Source organism: Aquabacterium sp. TM01, assembly GCF_057808345.1.
The window spans coordinates 1,792,490-1,813,549 of the sequence record NZ_AP046529.1 but is presented as its reverse complement, the minus strand read 5'-3'; the positions used below and the strand labels follow the sequence as shown (position 1 = coordinate 1,813,549).

Below are 21,060 nucleotides of genomic sequence, written 5' to 3'. Positions count from 1 at the left end.
GGGTAGTTGCCGCTCCCGGTGGGCTTTCCTTTTGGGGCGGTGGCGTCCGTGTGCATATCCACCCCTCAAGCCATCAGAGCCGCTAGGCGCTCCGCACGCTTGCTGTGCAGGGTGTTCACCAGTTCACGGATTTGATCGTCCGACAGGCCCGCAATGCGCGCCGCGCACAGGGCTTTCACCTCGTCATCAGGCCAGCCGACTGACCGTTGCCCGATGGACACTGGTTTTGTCCAAAGGCCCGCGTTGATCGCGTTGTAGATGCTGGCGTGTGAGCGCCAGCCAATTGCAGCCTTGACGGCTGGAAGTCGAACGATGTTCATGCTTATCCTTCATCAACGGCTTGATACGCCGATGTACGAAGGATGCTAGGAACGCAGGAGCAAGAAACAAAACCCTATACCGGTTTGCAAGTGAATCCATTAAGAATCAATCACTTGCAAAGACCTCCAACAGGATGTTGTCGTCGGTGTTGTCGGGTTTTATGGGCTATTTGGCTCAATCCAGCCCGCCAGGGAAACGGGTTTTCGGGGATCAGCCTAGGACTGGCGAAAACTCACGCCCGCTTGAACTCGATCACCTCAGCGCCAGCGCGCAGTGTGTCTAGGTAATCGGCCCACGTCTGCATCATCTGCCGACGCTGCCCCAGGTATTCGGCACGGTCATAGGCGCTGCCCAGGGGGCCTGTCTTGCCGTGTCCTAGTTGAGCCTCCACCATGTCAGCAGGAATGCCGGGGATGCGCTCGGCAATCATCGTGCGTGCCATCGCCCTGAACCCATGCGCCACATGGTCGTCATTGCCGAAGTCCAGCCGACGCAGCGCCGCATTGATGGTGCCGTCGCTCATGGGCTTGTTGCGGTCACGCGCACCGGGGAACACATAGCGCCCTGCCCCGGTCAATGGCTGGATGGCCTTGAGGATACGCACGGCTTGCGTGGCCAGGGGGACAAGATGCGGCTTGCCGTTCACCTTCTCATGCTTGGTCCGCTTCATGTCCGATGGCGGAATGGTCAGCATGGCCCGATCCAGATCAACCCATGCCCACTCCATCGCACGGATATTGCCCGGCCGCTGGAAGATCAGCGCGGCCAGCTTCAGCGCCGCCAGCGTGGTCGGTTGCCCGGTGTACCCGTCAATCGAGCGAAGCAACCCGCCCGCCTCCACCGGATCAAGCACCGCTGAAAAGTGCCGGGCAATGTGGGGCTTGAGTGCCCCCTTCAGGTCGCCCGCCGGGTTGTGTTCGCAGTAGCCCGTCTGGATGCCATAGCGAAACACCTGCCCGGCCATCTGTTGCAGGTCTTGCGCCGTGCTCAGAATGCCCTTCTTCTCGACCTTGCGCAGCGTAGCCAGCAGTGCCGGTGCCTTGATCGTGCTCAGGGGCAAGCCGCCGAGGTGGGGGAACAGGTACAGCTCATTCATCCGTAGCCACTTGGTCGCGTGCCCGTCACTCCATCCCGCTGCCTTGACGCTATGGAACTCACGGGCCACCGCTTCATAGGTGGTCGCACTTGTCGCCACCCTCGTCAGCTTCTCAGCCTGTCGCACCTGCACCGGGTCTGATCCACCCTCGCGCGCCTTGCGTGCCAGGTCGCGGCCTTCGCGTGCGGCCTTGAGCGTCACACCCGGATAGCTGCCGAGCGCCAGTCTCTTTTCTTTGCCGTCGAAGCGGTACTTGGCAAACCAACGCTTGGAGCCATTCGGCGTCACCTCCAGGTACAGCCCACCCGCATCGGACAGTCGAATACGTGGCTTGTCCGGGGGGCACACGGCATTTTTGCAAGCTGGATCTGTGAGCATGGGGGAACACTCCGGGGGAACAAATGATCCCAAGATGGGGGCACAAGCGGTTTGTTCCCCTGATTGTTCCCCCGCCCCTCTCTGTCTGTCAATGTCTGCCGCTGTACGTCACCGCAAGGCAAACCATTGATTTACCAAAGAAAAAGGCCGCCAGGTGTATGTTCCTAGCGGCCTTTGACATGGTATGTGGAGCGGGTGATGGGAATCGAACCCACGTTATTTGCTTGGGAAGCAAGAGTCCTACCATTGAACGACACCCGCGTTCGAACGCATTGTAGCCTCATGCCGTGACTCCCCCTTGGGTCGACCGTCTCCTGTTTGCGACGCACCTCAGACTGAGGCACACTCTCGCCCTTGATCCAACGGTCTGAAATCTCTCGCATGTCCAGCCCCGACCTCGCCCCCCAAGATCCTGACACGCCTGCCGCCGACACTGAAGCGGGCGAACGCCACCACCGCACCATCAAGACCTTCGTGATGCGTGCCGGACGCACCACCGAGGGCCAGGCCCGCGCGCTGGCCGAGCTGGGCCCGCGCTTTGTGCTGCCCTTCGCACAGGCGCCTCTGGACTACACCGCCACGTTCGGACGCACAGCCCCGGTCGTGCTGGAAATCGGCTTTGGCATGGGCGATGCCACAGCGAAGATCGCGCAAACGCTGCCGGGCACCGATTTCATCGGCTGCGAGGTGCACGAACCTGGCGTGGGCGCGCTGCTCAAGCACATCGGTGACATGGGGCTGAGCAACCTGCGCATCCTGCGCCATGACGCGGTCGAGGTGCTGGAGCACATGATTCCGCCCGCGTCCCTGGCTGGCGTGCACATCTTCTTCCCCGACCCCTGGCACAAGAAGCGCCACAACAAGCGTCGCCTGATCCAGGCGCCGCTGGTCGCCCACTTGACCTCGCGCCTTGCGCCGGGCGGCTATGTTCACTGCGCAACCGACTGGGAGCCCTACGCCCAGCAGATGCTCGAAGTGCTCTCGTCCGAACCCGGCCTGGTCAACACAGCCGACACCTACGCCGAAAAACCCGCCTACCGCCCCCTGACCAAGTTTGAAAACCGCGGTCTGAAACTGGGCCACGGCGTGTGGGACCTGGTCTTCCGCAAGCGCGCCTGACCCCGGCCTGAAAGCGACGGTCCGCTGGACCGCTGATCGTCAAGACGCTAGGCTGTGGGCATGTGACCGGAGTGTCCCGTGCCCCAGCCTGCCGACCTTCCCACTGCGCCCGACTCACCCGCGCCTCTGCCAGCCCCTTGGCAGAACGAAGCGGCAACCGTGGCTGCCCTGCGGGTCCGTCTGGCCGACACACTGGATTGGTCTGCGGTTCGCGCGCAGTGTGAACCCTGGGTCACGCAGGTGCGTGCCCATCCGCCCGCCTTCTGGGCCATGGACGCCCTGCTCCAGGCCTACCCCTTGTCCCGCCCCGAAGGCTTGGCCTTGATGCGTCTGGCCGAGGCGCTGCTGAGGGTTCCCGACGCCGACACCCGCGCCCTGCTGTTGAGCGATCAGCTGCAACACGGCGACTTCGCTCACCATCAGCCTGCCGCCAGTGCGCACCGCCACCCGTGGTGGGAAGCCCTGTCGGCGCGCGTGCTGGGCCTGGCGCAACAGCTCATGCGGCGCGCACCAGGCGACGACGGCGCCCACCACTGGGGCACCCTGCTCGGCCGCCTCGGACAAGACAGCGTGGTGTCCGCAACCCTGAACGCGCTGCGGTTGCTGGGCCGACAGTTTGTGCTGGCGCCCGACATCGTGCAGGCCTGGCAAGCCGCCGAGGCCCTCACCCGCACCGATGAACGCACGGGCTTTCAAACCACCTGGAGCTTTGACATGCTTGGGGAAGGTGCCCGGACCTGGGCGGATGCAGACCGCTACCAGGCCGCCTACCAGCAAGCCCTCGCGACCCTGAGCGCACAGTCCCCGATGGCAGCGGTAGACGTGCCGATCTCACGCAGACAGGGCCTGTCCATCAAGTTGTCGGCCCTGCACCCGCGCTTCGAGCAGGCCCACCAGGCCCAGGTCATCCGCGAGCTCGGCCCGCGCCTGCTCCAACTGGCCCAAAGGGCGGCTGAACACGGGCTGCTGCTGACCATCGACGCCGAGGAATCCACCCGACTGACCTTGCAGTTGACGGTGCTGGCCGACCTGCTCGACCGTCTGCACACTTGTCAGCCTTCCGCCCATTGGCCCGGCCTCGGTCTGGCCATCCAAGCCTACCAATACCGGGCGCCCGCCATGATCCAGGCCGTCGCCCACCTGGCGGCGCAACACCAATGGCGTCTGACCGTGAGACTGGTCAAAGGCGCCTACTGGGATGCGGAAATCAAACAGGCGCAAGAGGCCGGCCTACCCGGCTACCCGGTCTACACGAAGAAGTCCCACACCGACCTGGCCTATCTGGCCTGCGCGCAAGACCTGCTGCGGCACCACGCCCTGCTCTTCCCGCAGTTCGCCACCCACAATGCCGCCACGTTGGCGGCCGTGAGCCAACTGGCCCAGCAACACGGTCTGGGCCCCACTGAGTGGGAGTGGCAGCGGCTCCACGGCATGGGCGAGTCCCTCTACCAGGCCATTCGTCAGAGCACCACGGCCGCACAGGCCGCTGCGGTGCGCGTCTATGCACCGGTCGGACCTTACCGCGACCTGCTCGCTTATCTGGTACGGCGCCTGCTTGAAAACGGCGCCAATGCCTCGTTCGTGCACCAGTTGGCCGCGCCCGATGTTTTGCTGGACACGCTGCTCGCCTCCCCGTTGGCCGACACGGGCATCCACCCGTGCACGCTGGCACCGCCCCTGGAGCGCGAGGGCCTGGGGCATCGGCAGGCCGCTGGTCGCGACCTGCATCACACGCCCCACCGCGAGGCGCTGCTGACCGCCATCGCCCAGCGCCAGCGTGGTGCAGCCACCGCGAGGGGCACAGCGTCGTCACCTGAATCCGCAGAGACGCCGTCCATTGACGCCCTCATGCGCGACCTGGATCGCGCCTGGCCAGCCTGGGAAGCCACCGAGCTGACGCAACGCTGCGCCCTGATCCTGCACGCCGCAGACGAGATGGAAGCCGACCTCGACAATTGGGCGGCCGATCTGGTGGTGGAGGCACGCAAGACCCTGCCTGACGCCGTCAGCGAGGTGCGCGAGGCCATCGACTACGCCCGCTACTACGCCGCACAGGCCCGTGACACGCTCGCGACCCGCCTCCTGCCGGGGCCCACGGGCGAACACAACGCATGGCGCGCCCGCGGGCGGGGTGTCTTCGTGTGCATCGCGCCCTGGAACTTCCCGCTGGCCATCTTTGCCGGACAGGTCATCGCCGCTTTGCTGGCTGGCAACGTGGTGGCGGCCAAGCCTGCCGAGCAGACGCCGCAGATCGCCCGCAGGCTGGTCGCATTGCTGCACCGCCACGGCATCCCGGTCGACGCGCTGTGCTGCGTCTGCGGCCCCGGGAGTGTCGGCGCGGAACTGGTCGCTCACCCACTGTGCGCTGGCGTGGCCTTCACCGGCTCGGTCGCCACCGCCAAGCGCATCCAGCACAGCCTGGCTGCGGCCGATCGCCCCATCGTGCCCTTGATTGCCGAAACCGGCGGCCTCAACGCCATGATCGTGGACAGCACCGCCCTGCCCGAGCAGGTCATCGACGCCGTGGTGGCGAGCGCCTTTCTGAGTGCAGGGCAACGCTGCTCGGCCTTGCGGCTGCTGTGCCTGCATCAGGCTGTTGCGGATGACATGGAAACCATGCTGGCGGGCGTCTTGCTGACCCTGGTAAGCGGACCACCTGCGGACTGGGCCACCGATGTGGGGCCCGTGATCGACACCCTTGCGCAGGCCCGTCTGCTGAGCCACCTGGCCGCCTTGAGCGAGCAGGCCCAAGACTCTGCCTCCGGCGTTCACCTCATTGGCGAGGCACCACCGCCTGCAAACCCAGGCGACCTGCCATACGTGCGAGCCAGCGCCTGGCGGATTCCCACCGTTTCACACCTGCAGGCCGAGCACTTCGGCCCGATCCTGCACGTCGTGCACTGGGGGCCAGGCACCCACGCGCCGACTCTGGACGACCTCATCGACCAGATCAACGCCAGCGGCTACGGCTTGACCTTGGGCCTGCACACGCGCATGGACGCACGCATCCAGCACGTGAGCGCACGCGCCAGGGTCGGCAATGTGTATGTGAACCGCAGCATGACGGGTGCGGTGGTGGGCGTGCAGCCTTTCGGGGGGCAAGGCTGGAGCGGGACCGGCCCCAAGGCCGGGGGCCCGCTCTATGTGTTGCGCTTCGCGACCGAGCAGGTGCTCAGCGTCAACACCACGGCGGCAGGCGGCAATGCCGCCTTGCTCACCCAGTTCAGTTGCTGAACTTGTAGTCGGTCTTGGCCTTGGCCTTCAGGTCGTCGCGGAACTTGGCCATCTTGGCTTGCGTGCCACGCTGGATGATCTGCGCCTTTACCTCGTCAAACTCGGGGAACTGAGCAGCGCGCTCGTCTTCCAGCTTGATGATGTGCCAGCCAAATTGCGACTTCACCGGGGCACTGGTGACTTCACCCTTCTTCAGCTTGAGCAGAGCCTGAGAGAACTCAGGCACGTAGTTGCTGGGGTTGGCCCAATCCAGGTCGCCACCGTTCTCGGCCGAGCCCGGGTCCTTGGAGTTCTTCTTGGCCAGCTCTTCGAACTTGGCGCCGCCCTTGATCTTGGTCAGCAGGTCCTTGGCCTCGGCTTCATTCTCGACCAGGATGTGGCGAGCACGCAGTTCCTTGGCGCCATTGGCGGCCTTGATCTTGTCGTACTCGGCGCGAGCTTCGGCCTCGGTCATCTGGTTCTTGGCCTCGAAGTCCTGGAACAGCGAGCGGATCAGGATGGACTGGCGCGCGAACTCCATCTGCACCTTGTAATCCGGCGAGGTGTTCAGGCCACGGCGTTCAGCTTCCTGGATGAAGATTTCGCGCATGACGATCTCGTCCTTGACCTTTTGTTCCAGGTCCGGCGTGCGAGTCTGCGGCGGCTGACCGGGCTGCTGGTTCTTCAGGATCTGTTCGATCATGGCGTCGGCGCGCGCCTTGGGCACGGCCTTGCCGTTGACGATGGCGATGTTTTGCGCGAACACCGAAGGTGCAGCCAGCGTGACAGTAGCGGCCAGCACAGCAGCCTTGGCGATACGAGAGATCTTCATGATGAGCGAAAAGCTTTCTGTAGAGGGTTCAGACGGGCTCGGCTTTGATGGCCAGGGCATGGACGCCCTGCGGAATCAAATCGCGCAAAGCATCATACACAAGGCGGTGACGCTGCACATGCGACAGGCCGTTGAAGCAGCGCCCACGTATTTGAATGGTGAAATGCGTGCCTGTGGGGGCGCCGCTGTGTCCGGCATGGCCCATGTGGTCGGCCGTGTCATCGGTGACCGTGACCGACTCGGGTTGCAAGGCCTGCGTGAGCACGGCCTCCATCTGGGTGGCGGAGACGGTTCCGGTGCTCATGCGGGGTCCTTCGCGTCGGCCGTCATGTGACGGCTCAGGTACACGCCCTGCGCCAGGGTGAAGCCCAAGGTCAGGCCCAGACTGCCCCACATCTTGAAACTCACCCAGGTGTCGGTCGGAAAGTTGAAGGCCACCCAGAGGTTGAGGACGCCCATGCCGGCAAAAAACAGCACCCAGGCCCAGCCCAGGTTGCGCCAAACGGCCTCGGGCACGTCGACCTGCCCGCCCATCATCTGGCGCAGCATTTTCTTGCCCAGCACGATCTCGGTGACCAGGAAGCCGGCCGACATCAGCCAGTAAATGACGGTGGGCTTCCACTTGATGAAAGTTTCATCGTGGAACCACAAGGTCAAGCCGCCAAGCACGACGACGACGATCAAGCCCGCCCAGAGCATCTTGTCCACGCGCTTGCCCAGGGCCTTGAGCACCAGGATCTGGAGCAAGGTGGCCACGACCACCACGACGGTGGCCAGCAGCACGGGAGCCTCGGTCACCCCCACGCTGCCACCCGAGACGGCAAAACCCAGGTAGTGGTTCAGCCATTGCGCTGCCTGCTCTGCGTTGCTGCCGGCCCACTTGTAGCTGGCAAAAAACAGGATGATGGGCAGCAGGTCAAAAAAGATCTTCATGGGATGTCGGGCACGGGTTCAGCGGCCGCAGGTTGGTGCGCTCAGGTCTGGCGCGGTTCGAAGTCTAGCGCGGCGGAGTTGATGCAGTAGCGCTCCCCCGTGGGCTGGGGGCCGTCTTCGAAGACGTGGCCCAGGTGCGCGCCGCAGTTCTGGCAGCGCACTTCGACGCGGATCATGCCGTGGCTGGTGTCGCGCACACGCTCGATCTGGCTGTCATCGGCTGGTTGCCAGTAACTGGGCCAGCCGCAACCGGCATCGAATTTGGTGTCGGACTCGAACAGTTTGACGCCACAACAGACACAGCGGTAGTCACCCTTCTCGAAATGGTCCCAGTAGCGACCGCTGAAGGGGCGCTCGGTGGCCGCCTGGCGCGTCACCTGGTAGTCCATGGGAGAGAGTTGCTCACGCCATTCGGCGTCGGTCTTCTCGACTTTGTAGGTACTCATGATGAACAGGACACCTCGATGGATTGCGCCCAGCTGGGCGGGAAGTCGGCATCGGCTTCGCAGCCGGGTTGCGTGTCAAACGGATGCTGCAGCAGACGGTGCAGGCGCTGTACTTCACTGTCATCGCCGCGCTGCGCCTGGCGAATGGCGGTTTCCGCCATGTGGTTGCGCAGCACGTACAAAGGGTTGACGCGGTTCATGCGCAAGGCACGTTCGGTGTCCACGCTCTGCTCAGCGCGCAGGCGCTGGGCGTAACGCAGGGCCCAGCCGTCGAACGCCTCCCGGTCCAGGAACAGATCGCGGACGCGGGCATTCTCCGGGGCATCGGGCGACAGGTCAGAGCGGAACTCCGCCAAGCGGCGGAAGGCAATCGTGAAATCGACGCGCCCGCGGGCCAGCAAGGTCAGCCAGTCCAGCGCCAGGCGTTGGTCATCGGTGCGGTCCGCATCGACCTCGGTGGACAAGGGGCGCAGCCCAATCTTGGCGCACCAACGCTCGGTCATGGCTTTTGGGAAATGCACTTCGTAAGTCTGCAAGACATCGACTACCACCTGCGGGTCGTCCTGAGCCTCCGGGATCAAGGGCAGCAGCGCCTGGGCCAGCGCACGCAGGTTCCAGTAACCGATCTGCGGCTGGTTGCTCCAGGAATACCGCCCCTGGTCATCGGAGTGATTGCAGATGTGCTCCGGATCGAAGGCATCGAGGAAGCCGAAGGGGCCGTAGTCAATCGTCAGCCCCAGGATGGACATGTTGTCGGTGTTCATCACCCCGTGGCAAAAACCCACGCTCTGCCAGTCGGCCATCAGGCGCGCGGTGCGCTGCAGAACGGCGTCCAGCAGCGCCAGCGCCCGGTTGGGGGCGTCCTGCAACTCGGGGTAATGGTGGGTGACGACGAAATCGACCAGGTCGGCCAGCACCTCGTGATGGCGCGGGTGGCGGTGGTGCGAGAAATGCTCGAAGTGGCCAAAGCGCAGGAAACTGGGCGCGACCCGGGTGACCACGGCGGCCGTCTCGAAACTCTCGCGGCGCACCGCCAGAGGCGAGGCCGTCAAAGCCAGCGCCCGGGTGGTGGGAATGCCCAGGCCATGCATGGCCTCGCTGCAAAGGTACTCGCGGATGGACGAGCGCAGCACCGCCCGGCCATCGGCCCGGCGGGAATACGGCGTGGCACCGGCACCCTTGAGCTGGATTTCCTGCGGTCCCATGGGCGTGTCGAGCTCACCCAGCAACAAGGCCCGACCATCGCCCAACTGGCCTGCCCAGTGTCCGAACTGATGGCCGCTGTAGACGGTGGCCATCGGCGCCATGCCGGGCCAGCGGGCATTGCCGCTCAGCACCGCCAAGGTGCTGGCGCCCGCCGCATCGGCAGCGTCTTGCCATTGGGGGGGCAGTCCCATCTCTTGCGCCAAGTGCTCGTTGACCGCCACCCAGCGCGGCTGGGGCATCGGGTCCCCCTCCCATGAGGTCCCCAGCGGCACCTGCAAGCGGGCGTGCAAGGCCTCGCTGCGCTGCGCCAGGCGGTTGAACCAGCGCTCGGGTGTGGGAGGCCAGGCGGTCGGCGTGTTGACGGCGCCCAGATCGGGGGAAAGGGTCTCAGACATGTGGTTCAGTGTAGACAAGGCGGCCTGCCCCTGAAGGGCGTCGGGCTAATGCTGTCATGACCATGTCCTAAGATGCGCGCACGCCGACATGAGGACATGCCGGCTTCTGCAAGGACTGTGACCGTGGACATTGTGTTGTTTCTGAAAGCCGTCGTGATGGGCATCGTGGAGGGCTTGACCGAGTTTCTGCCCATTTCCAGCACCGGCCACCTCATCCTGGCCAACGCCTTGATGGACTTTGGCGGCTCGGCCGGGGCAGAAAAAGCCAAGGTCTTCGAGATCGCCATCCAGACCGGCGCGATCTTCGCCGTCATCCTGGTCTACCTGCAGCGCATCAAGGACACCGTCACCGGACTGGGCTCCGACCCGGTGGCCCAGCGTTTTGCGCTCAACGTGATCATCGGCTTCCTGCCCGCGGTGGTGATGGGCCTGCTGCTGGGCAAGTTGGTCAAGGAACACCTGTTCACGCCCACCGTGGTGGCGACCACCTTCATCATCGGCGGCTTTTTCATCATGCTGGCCGAGAAGCTGACCGCGCGCTACCAGACCTCCCGTGTGGAGTCGGTGGACGACATGACGCCGTTGGATGCGCTCAAGGTCGGCCTCGTCCAGTGCCTGGCCCTGGTGCCCGGCACCAGCCGCTCCGGTGCCACCATCATCGGTGGCATGCTGATGGGCCTGTCCCGCAAGACCGCCACCGACTACAGCTTCTTCCTGGGCATTCCCACGCTGGTGGGCGCCGGGGCCTACAGCCTGTACAAGGAGCGCGCCCTCCTGTCGCTGGCCGACCTGCCCCTGTTCCTGACCGGTCTGGTGTTTGCCTTCCTGTCGGCCTGGGTGTGCGTGCGCTGGCTGATCCGCTACGTCTCCAGCCACAACTTCATGCCCTTTGCCTGGTACCGCATCGCCTTTGGCCTGCTGATCCTGGTCACCTCGCACATGGGCTGGATCACCTGGGCGGAGTGACGGCGCCATGAACTGCCGCCATGAAGCCCTGGCCGTGCTGCTGGTGGCCGACCCGCTTGCCAAAGCCGCACGGGCCGCCACCCTGTGGGACGCCGTTCAGAACGATGCCGCCCTGCTACCCGACGAGGGGCAACGCGCCGAAGCCCTCACGCTGACACCCGATCAAGAAGCGACCATGCCCGGCCGCCCCGAGCGGCCGCGTCTGGTAAGTGCCACGCAGGTGCCATCCCGCTCGCCCTTCACCCCCGAAGGCCGCGCCGCCCTGCTCCACGCCATCTGCCACATCGAGTTCAACGCCATCAACCTGGCCCTGGACGCCGTCTGGCGCTTTGCCAACATGCCCGCCGCCTTCTACCGGGACTGGCTGCAGGTGGCCGGCGAAGAGGCCCTGCACTTCACCTTGCTGCGCACCCACCTGGAGAGCCTCGGGTCGCACTACGGCGACTTCGACGCCCACGATGGCCTGTGGACGATGTGCCACAAGACCCGCCACGACATCGTCGCCCGCATGGCGCTGGTGCCGCGCACGCTGGAAGCGCGCGGCCTGGACGCCACCCCGCTGATCCAGGACAAGCTCACCCGCGCCGGCGACCTTCGTGCCGTCGAGATCCTGGACATCATCCTGCGTGACGAGGTGGGCCATGTGCGCATTGGCAACCACTGGTTCCATCACCTCTGCCAAGAGCGGCAGCTGGACGCCACCGCGCTCTACCCCGAACTGGTCAAGCGCTACGAGGCGCCCCGCATGCGCCCCCCGTTCAACGAGGCCGCCCGCAAGGCCGCCGGCTTCACAGACGCCGAGCTCGCCTTTCTGCTCGGCGAGGACTGACGCCCCTTCGGCCGCCGCACACCCGGTCGCCCTGACGCATCACCCGCGCGGGTGGTGCTTCTCGTGCAACTGCCTCAGGCGCTCCCGCGCCACATGGGTGTAGACCTGCGTCGTAGAGATATCGGCGTGCCCGAGCAGCATCTGCACCACGCGCAGATCGGCGCCATGGTTGAGCAAGTGCGTCGCAAAGGCATGCCGCAGGGTGTGGGGCGACAGGTGCTGCGTGATGCCGGCGTGCTGGGCGTACTTCTTGATCAGCTTCCAGAACATCTGGCGGCTCATCGCGTCGCCACGCCCGGTCACGAACAAGGCATCGCTCACCTGCCCGCCCAGGATCTGCGCCCGCGCCTGGTCGAGGTAACGCTGCAACCAGTCGGAGGCCTCTACCCCAAAAGGCACCAGCCGCTCCTTGCTGCCCTTGCCGGTGATGCGCAGCACGTTCTCGCTCAGGCCCACGTGCACTGATTTCAAGGTCACCAGCTCGCTCACCCGCAGGCCGCTGGCGTAGAGCAGTTCCAACATGGCGCGGTCGCGCAGCCCCAGCGGCTCATCCGTATCCGGTGCGGCCAGCAAGGCCTCGACCTGGGCTTCGGTCAGGGTGCCCGGCAAACGCATGCGCTGACGTGGGGCGTCCATGCGCACCGTCGGGTCTTCGAGGGACAGCCCTTCACGGGTGGCCCAGCGGTAAAAACGCCGAAACACACTCAAACGCCGCCCCGCTGAAGACGGGCGGGAGCCAGCATGGCGGGCCGCCGCGTAACTGGCCAGGTCCAGCTCGGAGGCGGTGACCAGGGTGTGCCCGTCGGGCTGCTGGCGCAACCAGTCGGACAGCGCCTGCAGATCACGACGGTAGGCCGCCAGGGTGTTGCTGCTCAGCCCGTCTTCCAGCCAGAGCATGTCGATGAAACGATCCAGATGCGGATCGATCTGCACCTCAGGCCGGGGCACCGAGCAAGCCCTGTTTCATGCGGGGGTCGATGGCGTGCTCACCCACAAAAATCTGCAACACCGCGCGGTAGAGGTCATCGCCCACCACCGGCTTGCCCGCCGCCTTGCCGTTGCGTGACAGCACCAGGCCCTTGCCCGGCAAGTAATCCATGTCCACCACATCACCCGGCATCAGCTGACCCAGGCCATCGAGCTGCTCGGCAAACTGCGCCAGCCGATCGGCCAGGCGGGCCTGCACCTCCGGCGTTTCATGCCGCTTCACCCGACGCAACAGGGACTTGGTCAGCTCGCTGCTGGGCGCCTGCAGCATGATCTTCAAGCGCAGCCGGCGCGGGCCGGTCTCAGCCAGCAAGGACGCGGCATCGCGGCTGGGCGTGGTGACATACAGGCCAGCCACAAAGGCCTTGAGCCAGGCCACGCCGCGCAGCCCAAGCCCGTTGAGCTGCAGCTTTTGCTGTCCCTGCATCACGGTGTCGTCAAACTGCTGACCTTCCAGCGTGGCAGCCTGCGCCCCTGTGACCCAGGTGGCGCTCAATGCCGCAGCCAGGCAGGCCCCCAGCGCCATGCGGCGCCACGCCCCCACGCGCTGCCCATCGGCGGGATTGATCGGTGAAAACCTGCTGCGCTGACTCATTGAAACTCCGTGTGTACCCCATGGTAACAACGCACGCAATCCCTTGTCCGCCGACCGGTCGCCTCAGCCAACGCGCACGCCAGTCGCTCAGAACGTCATGGCGTTGTAGGCCCGGCGCACCTCTTCCAGCGCCTGCTCCAGTCGCGCGGGCGTGCGTTGAGCGGGGTCCGTCAGCGCCTGCCAGTCGGCAAAGGCCTGCGCTTGACGCCGCTTCAGCTCGGTCTCACGGGTGGCCGCCTTGGACTTGACCTCGTCCTCGGTGGGCACAGGCAAGACGGTGAGCACCTCCGCCTGCCAGGCGTCCAGTCGGGCCGTGCGACGGGCCGCATCGGGCTCAATGTCCGCGATCAGCGCGGAGCCGATCAACATCGCCTCCAGCAAGGTGAAATCCCCACGCCCCACGTGCGCCGGCAATTCACTCATCAGCGACTGCGCGGCCCGGCGACGCCGTGAAGCATCTTCAGTCTGATCCAGGCTTTGCCACGACTCGAAGCTGCGCTGGTAGCGGTTGTAGCTGACAATGCGCTCCGCCTCTGCGGCAGGCACGCCGACCTTGGCCAACGCGGACTGCAACGTCGCCCAGTCGTCGGTCGACACATCGCTGGGTCGTCCGTCCGAGAGCACGGCGGGGTGCAGTTCCCCGGCAGGTTCCGGGTTCCCGGTTGAAGCCCGGGGCCAGCCTGGCAAGCCAGACTCCGAGGACAGCACCACCCCGCCGTCGCCCGACGAGGAGGAGCCCGAAGTGATCCAGTACGCCCCGGCACCGATCACGGCGACCGCCACGGCCGCCGAAAGCACCAGGCGGGAAGAAGAGCGCTGATAGAGGATTTTGGACATGGCCGGGACGTGAGCTGTGCGGGGACAATGCGATGGATTCTGGCAGGATTGCCGTCTTGCCAAGACCCTGAAGCATCCCGACTGCGGGTTTTACCCCTGCCCTATCATGGGGGGTCGGTCGCTCTGCCCCTGATTCTCCTCACCATGCCCCTGACTGCTGAATTGCAATGCCGAGCCATGACGCACGCGGACTTGCCTCATGTCCTGGCCTTGCAGCACATCTGCTACCAACCCGACTTTCACGAGCCACTGGATGCTTTCGAGAGCAAGCTACGCGCCGCCCCGGACACCTGCTGGGTGATCTCGGCCGAGCATGCCGGCGTACTGGCCTACCTGGTCAGCCTGCCCGTCGCCGATGAGTCCTATCCTGTCCTGCATGCGTGTCAGTGCGATGCCAGCACACTGCCGGACGAGCTCTACCTGCATGACATGGCCATCTCGCCCGCCCTGCGAGGCCGCGGTGCCAGCCGCCGGCTCTTGCAAATGGCGATCGAGCAGGCAAACAGCATGGGCCTTCAACGCCTCAGCCTGATTGCCGTGCAGAACTCTGCAAGCTTCTGGATGCGCCACGGCTTCCATGCCCGACTGCCGACCTCGCCGCAGGTCGCTGACAAACTGGCCTCTTTCGGATCGGATGCCATGCTCATGTCACACACACTTGCACACAATCTCGGGGGAGCCTGACCCCTCGTTCATGCGGATCGACACCGTGCTGGACGAATGCCCAGGGAATACCCTGGCATTTTCGGCCAGGCCCTGCCAAAACCTCGTGGCACATTGAAAGTCCCTTGATGACTTGTTTGCCGAGACTGAATGAACCAGGAGTACACACCCGTGATGCTGGAAAACCGGACCTACGATGAACTGCAGGTCGGAGACAGTGCCAGCATCACTCGCACCCTCACCAAGGACGACATCGACGCCTTCGCCATCCTCAGCGGCGACGTCAACCCAGCCCACCTGGACGACGCTTACGCCAAAGACACCCCCTTCCAGAAGGTGATCGCCCACGGCATGTGGGGCGGCACCTTGATTTCGACTGTGCTCGGCACACAGTTGCCTGGCCCGGGCACCATTTACGTCGGGCAAAACATGCGCTTCATGCGCCCCGTCAGCCTGGGCGACACCATCACGGTCACCTTGACCGTGAAGGAAAAGAAAGCCAAAAACATGGTTGTGCTGGAATGCACCTGCACCAACCAGCTCGGCAAACCAGTGATCGTGGGAGAGGCCGAGATCATGGCCCCCACCGCAAAGGTTCGCCGGCCTCAGGCGCCGCTGCCACGCATGCACCTGCATCGTCTGGAGCGCTACGAGCAGTTGATGAGCCTGGTGAAAGACAAGCCAGCTGTACGCTGCGCGGTGGTGTATCCGGAAGATGCCGCCACGCTGAAGGCCACCCTGCATGCCGCCCAACAAGGGCTCATCATGCCGGTGCTGATTGGCTCGCGTGAGCGCATCAGTGCCCTGGGCCAGCAGTTGGAACTCGACCTGATCGACTGCCTCTGGCGCGAAGCCGAATGCGCGGTCCAGGCCGCCTCCATTGCGGTTGAAATGGCCCGCGACGGCGAAGTCTCCGCCATCATGCAAGGCAACATCCCCATTCATGTGCTGATGAAGCGGGTGCTTCGCCATGCTGGCGGGCTGCGCACCTCGCGCCGCGTCTCGCACGCCTACGTCGCTGACGTGCCCAGCTACCCGCAGCCGCTGATCATCACGGATGCCGAGGTGAACGTGCGCCCCAATCTGGATGAAAGCCGCGACATCGTCCAAAACGCGATCGATCTGGCGCGCCGGTTGAAGCTGAACGAGCCCCGGGTGGCAGTGGTGTCGGCCGCCGAAGACTTCAACAGCAACCTCGAATCGTCAACGACCGCTGCGGTGCTGTGCAAGATGCACGAACGTGGCCACATCACTGGGGCCCTGCTTGATGGCCCCATGACGTTTGACGCAGCCGTGCACCCAGAGGTGGCCCGTGCGAAATACCCGAACTCGCCGGTTGCCGGTCAGGCCAACATTCTGATGGTGCCGAATCTGGAGGCCGCCAACATGCTGGTCAAACAGCTGGCGCATTTTGCCCATGCGGACATCGCCGGCATCGTGCTCGGCGCCAAGGTGCCCGTCATCCTGACCAACCCCATCGACACGCCACGCACGCGTTTGGCGTCTGCGGCACTGGGGCGCCTGATGATTCGCTCTTGCACCAAGAAGAGCTGAGCGACTCGCCTGCTCTGAGCCCTCGGGCAGGCGCTCTCTCGCGCGCGACGACGCCAATCGCACATCCCTCCAAACGTTGCCTGATCGCCATGTGAGCGAGCGATCAGGCACAAATCAAACTTATACAGTTGACTTAGTTTGACTTCGGTGCCATGCTGCAGTGCAGCACCTCATCGAAGTTCATGCACGCCCCCTCCCTTTCCCCCGCAGCCGATGGTTCGGAGACATCCCGTGGCGCCTTGTCCCGCGAGCGGATGCTGCGAGCCGCCGTGGATCAATTCGGGCGTCACGGCTTTGATGGCACCACAACCCGCATGGTGGCCCAGGCGGCTGACATGAACCTGGGCGCCATCCCGTATTACTTCGGCTCTAAAGACGATTTGTATCTCGGTGCCGTGGACTTTCTGGTCGACTTCATCAATGCCAAGCAAGTCGATGCCCTGAACACCCTGCGAGACCTGGCCAGCGCCACCACCGATGCTCACCGCCTGATTGACTTGGTCGTTGACTTCCTGACGGCGCAAGCTCGCCACCTGTTGGCCGACGATGTGCCGTCCAGTTGGGTGCAGTTCTTCATGCGGGTGCAGGGCGAAGCCGGGCCTGCTTTCGACCGGCTGTATCAGCGCGTGGTCGAACCCACCCAGCGCGAGGTGGACACCCTGGTGGCACGGATCTGCGGCTCGCCAGCGGACACCATGCTCCCGCATACCGTGACCTTTCTGGCCTGGCACCAGGTCTTCAGCTTTCGGCTGTCGGACACCATTTTGTTGCGCCGGATGGGCTGGCCCGAGCTGAACAACGAACGTATCGATCAACTTTTGCACCTGATTGCCCGACTGCTGCGTGCGCAGCTGGAGGCACTGGTTCCACCGAGCTCCAAGCCATGACGAAGCGATCTCTCACCTGGGCCCTGGCGGCCACCGCCCTGACAGCCGCTGTTGCAACCGCCTGGTGGATGAACAACCAGCGTGACCGGCTGCCCGAAGGCGTCCAGCGGGCGAATGGCCGCCTGGAGGTGGAGCGCATCGAGGTTGCCGCCAAGTATCCTGGCCGCATCGTGGACTTGCCTGTTCACGAAGGCGACTGGGTCCAGGCCGGTGATGTCATCGCACGTCAAGACATTGCGGACCTTGAGGCTCAGCAAAGTGCCGCCGAAGCGGCCCGCGCGCGCGCCACCCAGGCCATGCAGCGTGCGGCTGCCGAAACCGAAGTGCGCAAGGTTCAGACCCGGCTGGCACAACTGGAGTTGGATCACGCCAGCCGTTTGCGCGCCGATGCCCTGGTGTCCAGTGCCGAGGTGGAGCGCCGCACCGCACAACGCGACGGTGAGCGGGCCGGCATCCAAGTCGCCCAGGCTGCCATCGGCGAAGCGTCCGCCGCTCGAGCAGAAGCCGAAGCCCAGATCCAGCGGCTGAAGGTGGCCATGAGCGACATGGTCTTGCGCGCCCCGGTCTCCGGGCGCATCGAATACCGGGTGGTCGAGCCTGGCTCCGTCATCCCCTCTGGGGGACGAGTGGCCACTTTGCTCAACACCGCCGATGTGCACATGACCGTGTTCCTGCCAACGTCGGTGGCGGGGAGGCTGAAACTGGGCGACGAAGCTCGCATCGTCCTTGATGCCAATCGTGCATTTGTCATTCCCGCCACCGTCTCCTTCGTGGCTGCCGAGGCCCAGTTCACGCCCAAGTACGTCGAAACCGCCGCCGAGCGCGACAAACTCGTTTACCGCGTCAAGCTCAAGGTTCCAGCGGATCTGGCGCGGCAGCATGCGCCCTATGTCAAGGCTGGGCTGACCGGCTACGGCTATGTCCGCACCGATCCGGGTGCGCCGTGGCCGGCGGCCTACACGGTCAAACTTCCCCCCGCTGCCTCCTCTGACCCGGCCTCGTCTGCACGCTGATCACCATGGACGCTCAGGCCCTTGCCGTCGATGTCCACGACCTGTGTCACCACTACGGTGACACCTGCGCGGTCCATCACGTTCACCTCCAACTGCCTCGTGGACGGACGATCGGTCTGGTTGGCCCCGACGGTGTCGGCAAATCCACCTTGCTGTCCCTGATCGCCGGGGTCAAGCGCTTACAGGCCGGCCATGTGCAGGTGCTGGGTGAAGACATGGCATCGGTTGCGGCCAGGCATCGGCTGTCCCCGCGCATTGCGTTCATGCCACAAGGCCTGGGGCGCAATCTGTATGCCACCTTGTCGGTCACGGAAAACATCGACTTCTTCGGCCGGCTGTTCGGCTTGCATGCGCAAGAGCGGGCCACCCGGATTCAGCGCTTGCTGGATGCCACGGGCTTGGCGCCCTTCCACGATCGCCCTGCGGGTAAGCTTTCCGGCGGCATGAAGCAGAAGCTGGGACTGTGCTGCGCGCTGGTCCACGACCCCGACCTGCTGATCCTGGACGAGCCCACCACCGGGGTGGACCCCCTCTCGCGCCGACAGTTTTGGGCCTTGGTGGAGGCACTGCGGCAGGAGCGCCCCGGCATGACCGTCATCGTGGCCACAGCCTACATGGAGGAGGCCGAGCGCTTCGAGTATCTGATCGCGATGAACGCGGGACGGGTGCTGGTGATGGACCATACCGAGGCGGTACTCGCCCGTACCCCGCATGGCACGCTGGAGGCCGCGTACATCCAACTGCTACCCCCAGAAGACCGTGGCGGCGACGCGCCCCTGATCGTGCCGCCCCGCGCCACGCACGACGGCCCGCCGGCCATCGAGGCCCAAGGGCTGACCCGACGCTTTGGCGACTTCGTGGCCGTGGACAACGTGAGCTTTCGCATCGAACGCGGCGAGATCTTTGGCTTTCTGGGCTCGAACGGGTGCGGCAAGACCACCACGATGAAGATGCTCACCGGGTTGCTCGACATCAGCAGCGGCGAGGCCCGTTTGCTGGGTCAGCCGATTGATCCGCGCAACCTCGAGACACGCATGCGTGTGGGCTACATGTCGCAGGCCTTCTCGCTGTATGACGAGTTGAGTGTGCGCCAAAATTTGACCCTGCATGCGCGCCTCTACCGTATGGAGGGTGCCAAGGCCGAGCAAGCCATCCGGGACGCCTTGCAGCGTTTCGACTTGGCCGACCATGCAGAGATGCGTCCCAGCGCGCTCTCCCTGGGCATACGTCAGCGCCTGCAACTGGCCGCAGCCTGTTTGCACCATCCCGAGGTGCTCATCCTTGATGAGCCCACCTCCGGCGTGGACCCCGGCGCACGCGACCTGTTCTGGCGCCAGCTCATTCAGCTCTCGCGTCAGGAGCGGGTGACCATCTTTGTCTCCACCCACTTCATGAACGAGGCCGAGCGCTGCGACCGCATCTCCCTCATGCACCGCGGCCAGGTGCTGGCTGTCGGCTCGCCTGCGGAGCTGCGCGCCAGTCAACATGCCGACACCCTGGAGAACGCTTTCATCGCGTACCTGGAGTCCGCCGACGACACTGTGCAGGCTGCGGCAGCCGCGGCCCAGGTCACCGCTCCGTCGGCGCGCCGCGCCAAGGCAAGCGACGCCGTCACGTCAACCCCAGGGTCACTGCCTGCCAGACACCCTCCACATCGGCTGCGCGACTGGTTGTTTCGCACCTGGGCCTTTGCGCGACGCGAAGCGATGGAGCTCAAGCGCGACCCGATCCGCCTGACCTTTGCCCTGCTGGGGCCGATCATCCTCTTGCTGACTGCGGCATGGAGCATCTCATTCGACATCGAGCGCGCCACTTTCACGGTGCTCGACCGGGATCAAACCCACGACAGCCGTCAGTTCATTGAGCACTTCGAAGGGTCGCGCTACTTCCACAGGCGGGCGGACATCTTGTCCATCGAAGAAGGACAGTCCCTGCTGCAGTCTCACAAGGTCACGCTGGTGATTGAGGTCCCTCCCGGCTTCGGGCGTGATCTTCAGGGGGGACGACGCCCGGATGTGGCGTTCTACATCGACGGGGCCCAGCCGTTCACAGCCGAAAACATCCGTGGCTACGCCCGTGGCATCGTTCTGGAGCATGCCGTGCGGCTTGCCCGCGAGACACCTGGCGCCCCCACCATCACCCTGCCCGCCCGGCTGGAGCCGCGCTTCTCCTACAACCAAGAGTTCCGCAGCATCTACGCCTCCACGCCTGGCCTGCTGATGCTCAGCCTCATCATCATCCCTGCCATGCTCACCGCACTCGGGGTGGTCCGCGAAAAGGAGATGGGCTCGATCCTCAACCTGTACGCGTCCCCGGCCAGCGTGGGCCAGTTCCTGGTTGGCAAACAGTTGCCCTACATGGCCCTGGCCATGGCGAGCTTCCTCACCCTGGTGTTTCTGAGCATCGTCGTCCTGCAAGTGCCACTCAAAGGCAACTTCTTGGCGCTGAGCCTGGGGGCCTTGTGCTTCGTTTTCGCCACCACGGCGCTGGGGCTGCTGATCTCGGCCTTTCTGCGCTCGCAGGTGGCGGCCACCTTCGCCTCTGCGATCATCTGTCTGATCCCTTCCATCAACTTCTCAGGCCTGCTCTACCCCATCTCCACCTTGAGCGGTGCGGCACTGTGGGTCGCCAAGGGGTTCCCGGCCTCGTGGTTTCAGCTTGTCAGCCTGGGCACCTTCACCAAAGGCTTGAGCTTCGACAGCTTCTGGCCCATGTACGGCGCGCTGGCCAGCTTCGGTGTGATCTATCTGGTGCTGGCGCGCCTGGCCGTGCGCAAGCAGGAGGTCTGAG

At 64.8% G+C, this 21,060-nt stretch carries 19 protein-coding genes and 1 tRNA gene; 9 read left to right on the top strand and 11 right to left on the bottom strand.

Translation table 11 applies throughout. From position 1 onward, the window contains the following. Positions 1-65 precede the first annotated feature (65 nt). From AC3WW4_RS08300 to AC3WW4_RS08290, 3 genes are all read right to left on the bottom strand, one after another. Complete coding sequence (locus AC3WW4_RS08300) at positions 66-320, bottom strand: helix-turn-helix transcriptional regulator (protein WP_488827918.1); 255 nt, start codon at positions 318-320, stop codon at positions 66-68. A 233-nt stretch (positions 321-553) separates the two neighbouring features. Then, a complete protein-coding gene (locus tag AC3WW4_RS08295) occupies positions 554-1,795 on the bottom strand; it encodes a tyrosine-type recombinase/integrase (protein ID WP_488827917.1) in 1,242 nt (413 codons plus the stop codon). 187 nt (positions 1,796-1,982) lie between these two features. Then, a tRNA-Gly gene (locus tag AC3WW4_RS08290) sits at positions 1,983-2,056 on the bottom strand. A gap of 120 nt (positions 2,057-2,176) precedes the next feature. Here AC3WW4_RS08290 and trmB point away from each other — a divergent pair. Both trmB and putA read left to right on the top strand, forming a co-directional pair. Next, positions 2,177-2,914 carry a tRNA (guanosine(46)-N7)-methyltransferase TrmB gene (trmB, locus tag AC3WW4_RS08285; protein ID WP_488827916.1) on the top strand — a complete coding sequence of 246 codons (738 nt, stop codon included), beginning with the start codon at positions 2,177-2,179 and terminating at the stop codon, positions 2,912-2,914. Positions 2,915-2,992: 78 nt separating this feature from the next. Then, positions 2,993-6,148, top strand: coding sequence for a bifunctional proline dehydrogenase/L-glutamate gamma-semialdehyde dehydrogenase PutA (gene putA / locus AC3WW4_RS08280; RefSeq protein ID WP_488827915.1), 3,156 nt, complete (start codon positions 2,993-2,995; stop codon positions 6,146-6,148). On the opposite strand, the gene AC3WW4_RS08275 is transcribed toward putA, so the two are convergent. Genes AC3WW4_RS08275 through AC3WW4_RS08255 form a run of 5 tightly spaced genes read right to left on the bottom strand, consistent with a single transcriptional unit; the run spans position 6,138 to position 9,939 of the window. Continuing rightward, positions 6,138-6,959 carry a peptidylprolyl isomerase gene (locus AC3WW4_RS08275; protein WP_488827914.1) on the bottom strand — a complete coding sequence of 274 codons (822 nt, stop codon included), beginning with the start codon at positions 6,957-6,959 and terminating at the stop codon, positions 6,138-6,140. The genes putA and AC3WW4_RS08275 overlap by 11 nt on opposite strands. 28 nt (positions 6,960-6,987) lie before the next feature. Continuing rightward, positions 6,988-7,263, bottom strand: coding sequence for a BolA family protein (locus tag AC3WW4_RS08270; protein WP_488827913.1), 276 nt, complete (start codon positions 7,261-7,263; stop codon positions 6,988-6,990). Beyond that, positions 7,260-7,892: a septation protein A gene (locus AC3WW4_RS08265; protein WP_488827912.1), complete on the bottom strand. Its 633-nt coding sequence runs from the start codon at positions 7,890-7,892 to the stop codon at positions 7,260-7,262. The genes AC3WW4_RS08270 and AC3WW4_RS08265 overlap by 4 nt, the downstream gene beginning before the upstream one ends. 41 nt (positions 7,893-7,933) lie before the next feature. Further along, positions 7,934-8,338 carry a peptide-methionine (R)-S-oxide reductase MsrB gene (msrB, locus tag AC3WW4_RS08260; protein WP_488827911.1) on the bottom strand — a complete coding sequence of 135 codons (405 nt, stop codon included), beginning with the start codon at positions 8,336-8,338 and terminating at the stop codon, positions 7,934-7,936. Further along, a complete protein-coding gene (locus AC3WW4_RS08255) occupies positions 8,335-9,939 on the bottom strand; it encodes a protein adenylyltransferase SelO (RefSeq protein ID WP_488827910.1) in 1,605 nt (534 codons plus the stop codon). The genes msrB and AC3WW4_RS08255 overlap by 4 nt, the downstream gene beginning before the upstream one ends. Positions 9,940-10,062: 123 nt before the next feature. Between AC3WW4_RS08255 and AC3WW4_RS08250 the strand changes: the two genes are divergently transcribed. Together AC3WW4_RS08250 and AC3WW4_RS08245 are read left to right on the top strand one after the other, a co-directional pair. Beyond that, positions 10,063-10,905 (top strand): undecaprenyl-diphosphate phosphatase, encoded by an 843-nt coding sequence (locus tag AC3WW4_RS08250; protein WP_488827909.1) that lies wholly within the window; start codon positions 10,063-10,065, stop codon positions 10,903-10,905. A gap of 7 nt (positions 10,906-10,912) precedes the next feature. Next, on the top strand, positions 10,913-11,734 hold the full coding sequence (locus AC3WW4_RS08245; protein ID WP_488827908.1) for a ferritin-like domain-containing protein: 822 nt from the start codon (positions 10,913-10,915) through the stop codon (positions 11,732-11,734). A 39-nt stretch (positions 11,735-11,773) separates the two neighbouring features. On the opposite strand, the gene xerD is transcribed toward AC3WW4_RS08245, so the two are convergent. The 3 genes from xerD to AC3WW4_RS08230 all read right to left on the bottom strand — a co-directional run bounded on the left by xerD (position 11,774) and on the right by AC3WW4_RS08230 (position 14,153). Next, the gene (gene xerD / locus AC3WW4_RS08240; RefSeq protein ID WP_488829710.1) at positions 11,774-12,631 is read right to left on the bottom strand and encodes a site-specific tyrosine recombinase XerD; all 858 of its coding nucleotides are present in this window, start codon (positions 12,629-12,631) and stop codon (positions 11,774-11,776) included. A 37-nt stretch (positions 12,632-12,668) separates the two neighbouring features. Next, on the bottom strand, positions 12,669-13,316 hold the full coding sequence (locus AC3WW4_RS08235) for a chalcone isomerase family protein (protein WP_488827907.1): 648 nt from the start codon (positions 13,314-13,316) through the stop codon (positions 12,669-12,671). Positions 13,317-13,403: 87 nt separating this feature from the next. Next, positions 13,404-14,153, bottom strand: a complete 750-nt coding sequence (locus AC3WW4_RS08230) for a hypothetical protein (protein ID WP_488827906.1) — start codon at positions 14,151-14,153, stop codon at positions 13,404-13,406. 177 nt (positions 14,154-14,330) lie between these two features. Here AC3WW4_RS08230 and AC3WW4_RS08225 point away from each other — a divergent pair, with 177 nt between their 5' ends. The 5 genes from AC3WW4_RS08225 to rbbA all read left to right on the top strand — a co-directional run bounded on the left by AC3WW4_RS08225 (position 14,331) and on the right by rbbA (position 21,059). Beyond that, complete coding sequence (locus AC3WW4_RS08225) at positions 14,331-14,837, top strand: GNAT family N-acetyltransferase (protein ID WP_488827905.1); 507 nt, start codon at positions 14,331-14,333, stop codon at positions 14,835-14,837. Positions 14,838-14,966: 129 nt separating this feature from the next. Continuing rightward, on the top strand, positions 14,967-16,370 hold the full coding sequence (locus AC3WW4_RS08220) for a bifunctional enoyl-CoA hydratase/phosphate acetyltransferase (RefSeq protein WP_488827904.1): 1,404 nt from the start codon (positions 14,967-14,969) through the stop codon (positions 16,368-16,370). 182 nt (positions 16,371-16,552) lie between these two features. Next, a complete protein-coding gene (locus AC3WW4_RS08215; protein WP_488827903.1) occupies positions 16,553-17,257 on the top strand; it encodes a CerR family C-terminal domain-containing protein in 705 nt (234 codons plus the stop codon). Next, a complete protein-coding gene (locus AC3WW4_RS08210; protein WP_488827902.1) occupies positions 17,254-18,270 on the top strand; it encodes an HlyD family secretion protein in 1,017 nt (338 codons plus the stop codon). The genes AC3WW4_RS08215 and AC3WW4_RS08210 overlap by 4 nt, the downstream gene beginning before the upstream one ends. 5 nt (positions 18,271-18,275) lie before the next feature. After that, positions 18,276-21,059, top strand: a complete 2,784-nt coding sequence (gene rbbA, locus AC3WW4_RS08205) for a ribosome-associated ATPase/putative transporter RbbA (RefSeq protein WP_488827901.1) — start codon at positions 18,276-18,278, stop codon at positions 21,057-21,059. Position 21,060 lies beyond the last annotated feature (1 nt).

Coding starts and splice junctions, on each gene's coding strand:
- AC3WW4_RS08300 (WP_488827918.1), bottom strand. CDS start 320: ATGAACATCGTTCGACTTCCAGCCGTCAAGGCTGCAATTGGCTGGCGC.
- AC3WW4_RS08295 (WP_488827917.1), bottom strand. CDS start 1,795: ATGCTCACAGATCCAGCTTGCAAAAATGCCGTGTGCCCCCCGGACAAG.
- trmB (WP_488827916.1), top strand. CDS start 2,177: ATGTCCAGCCCCGACCTCGCCCCCCAAGATCCTGACACGCCTGCCGCC.
- AC3WW4_RS08275 (WP_488827914.1), bottom strand. CDS start 6,959: ATGAAGATCTCTCGTATCGCCAAGGCTGCTGTGCTGGCCGCTACTGTC.
- AC3WW4_RS08270 (WP_488827913.1), bottom strand. CDS start 7,263: ATGAGCACCGGAACCGTCTCCGCCACCCAGATGGAGGCCGTGCTCACG.
- AC3WW4_RS08265 (WP_488827912.1), bottom strand. CDS start 7,892: ATGAAGATCTTTTTTGACCTGCTGCCCATCATCCTGTTTTTTGCCAGC.
- msrB (WP_488827911.1), bottom strand. CDS start 8,338: ATGAGTACCTACAAAGTCGAGAAGACCGACGCCGAATGGCGTGAGCAA.
- AC3WW4_RS08255 (WP_488827910.1), bottom strand. CDS start 9,939: ATGTCTGAGACCCTTTCCCCCGATCTGGGCGCCGTCAACACGCCGACC.
- AC3WW4_RS08245 (WP_488827908.1), top strand. CDS start 10,913: ATGAACTGCCGCCATGAAGCCCTGGCCGTGCTGCTGGTGGCCGACCCG.
- xerD (WP_488829710.1), bottom strand. CDS start 12,631: ATGCTCTGGCTGGAAGACGGGCTGAGCAGCAACACCCTGGCGGCCTAC.
- AC3WW4_RS08235 (WP_488827907.1), bottom strand. CDS start 13,316: ATGAGTCAGCGCAGCAGGTTTTCACCGATCAATCCCGCCGATGGGCAG.
- AC3WW4_RS08230 (WP_488827906.1), bottom strand. CDS start 14,153: ATGTCCAAAATCCTCTATCAGCGCTCTTCTTCCCGCCTGGTGCTTTCG.
- AC3WW4_RS08225 (WP_488827905.1), top strand. CDS start 14,331: ATGACGCACGCGGACTTGCCTCATGTCCTGGCCTTGCAGCACATCTGC.
- AC3WW4_RS08220 (WP_488827904.1), top strand. CDS start 14,967: ATGAACCAGGAGTACACACCCGTGATGCTGGAAAACCGGACCTACGAT.
- AC3WW4_RS08215 (WP_488827903.1), top strand. CDS start 16,553: ATGCACGCCCCCTCCCTTTCCCCCGCAGCCGATGGTTCGGAGACATCC.
- AC3WW4_RS08210 (WP_488827902.1), top strand. CDS start 17,254: ATGACGAAGCGATCTCTCACCTGGGCCCTGGCGGCCACCGCCCTGACA.
- rbbA (WP_488827901.1), top strand. CDS start 18,276: ATGGACGCTCAGGCCCTTGCCGTCGATGTCCACGACCTGTGTCACCAC.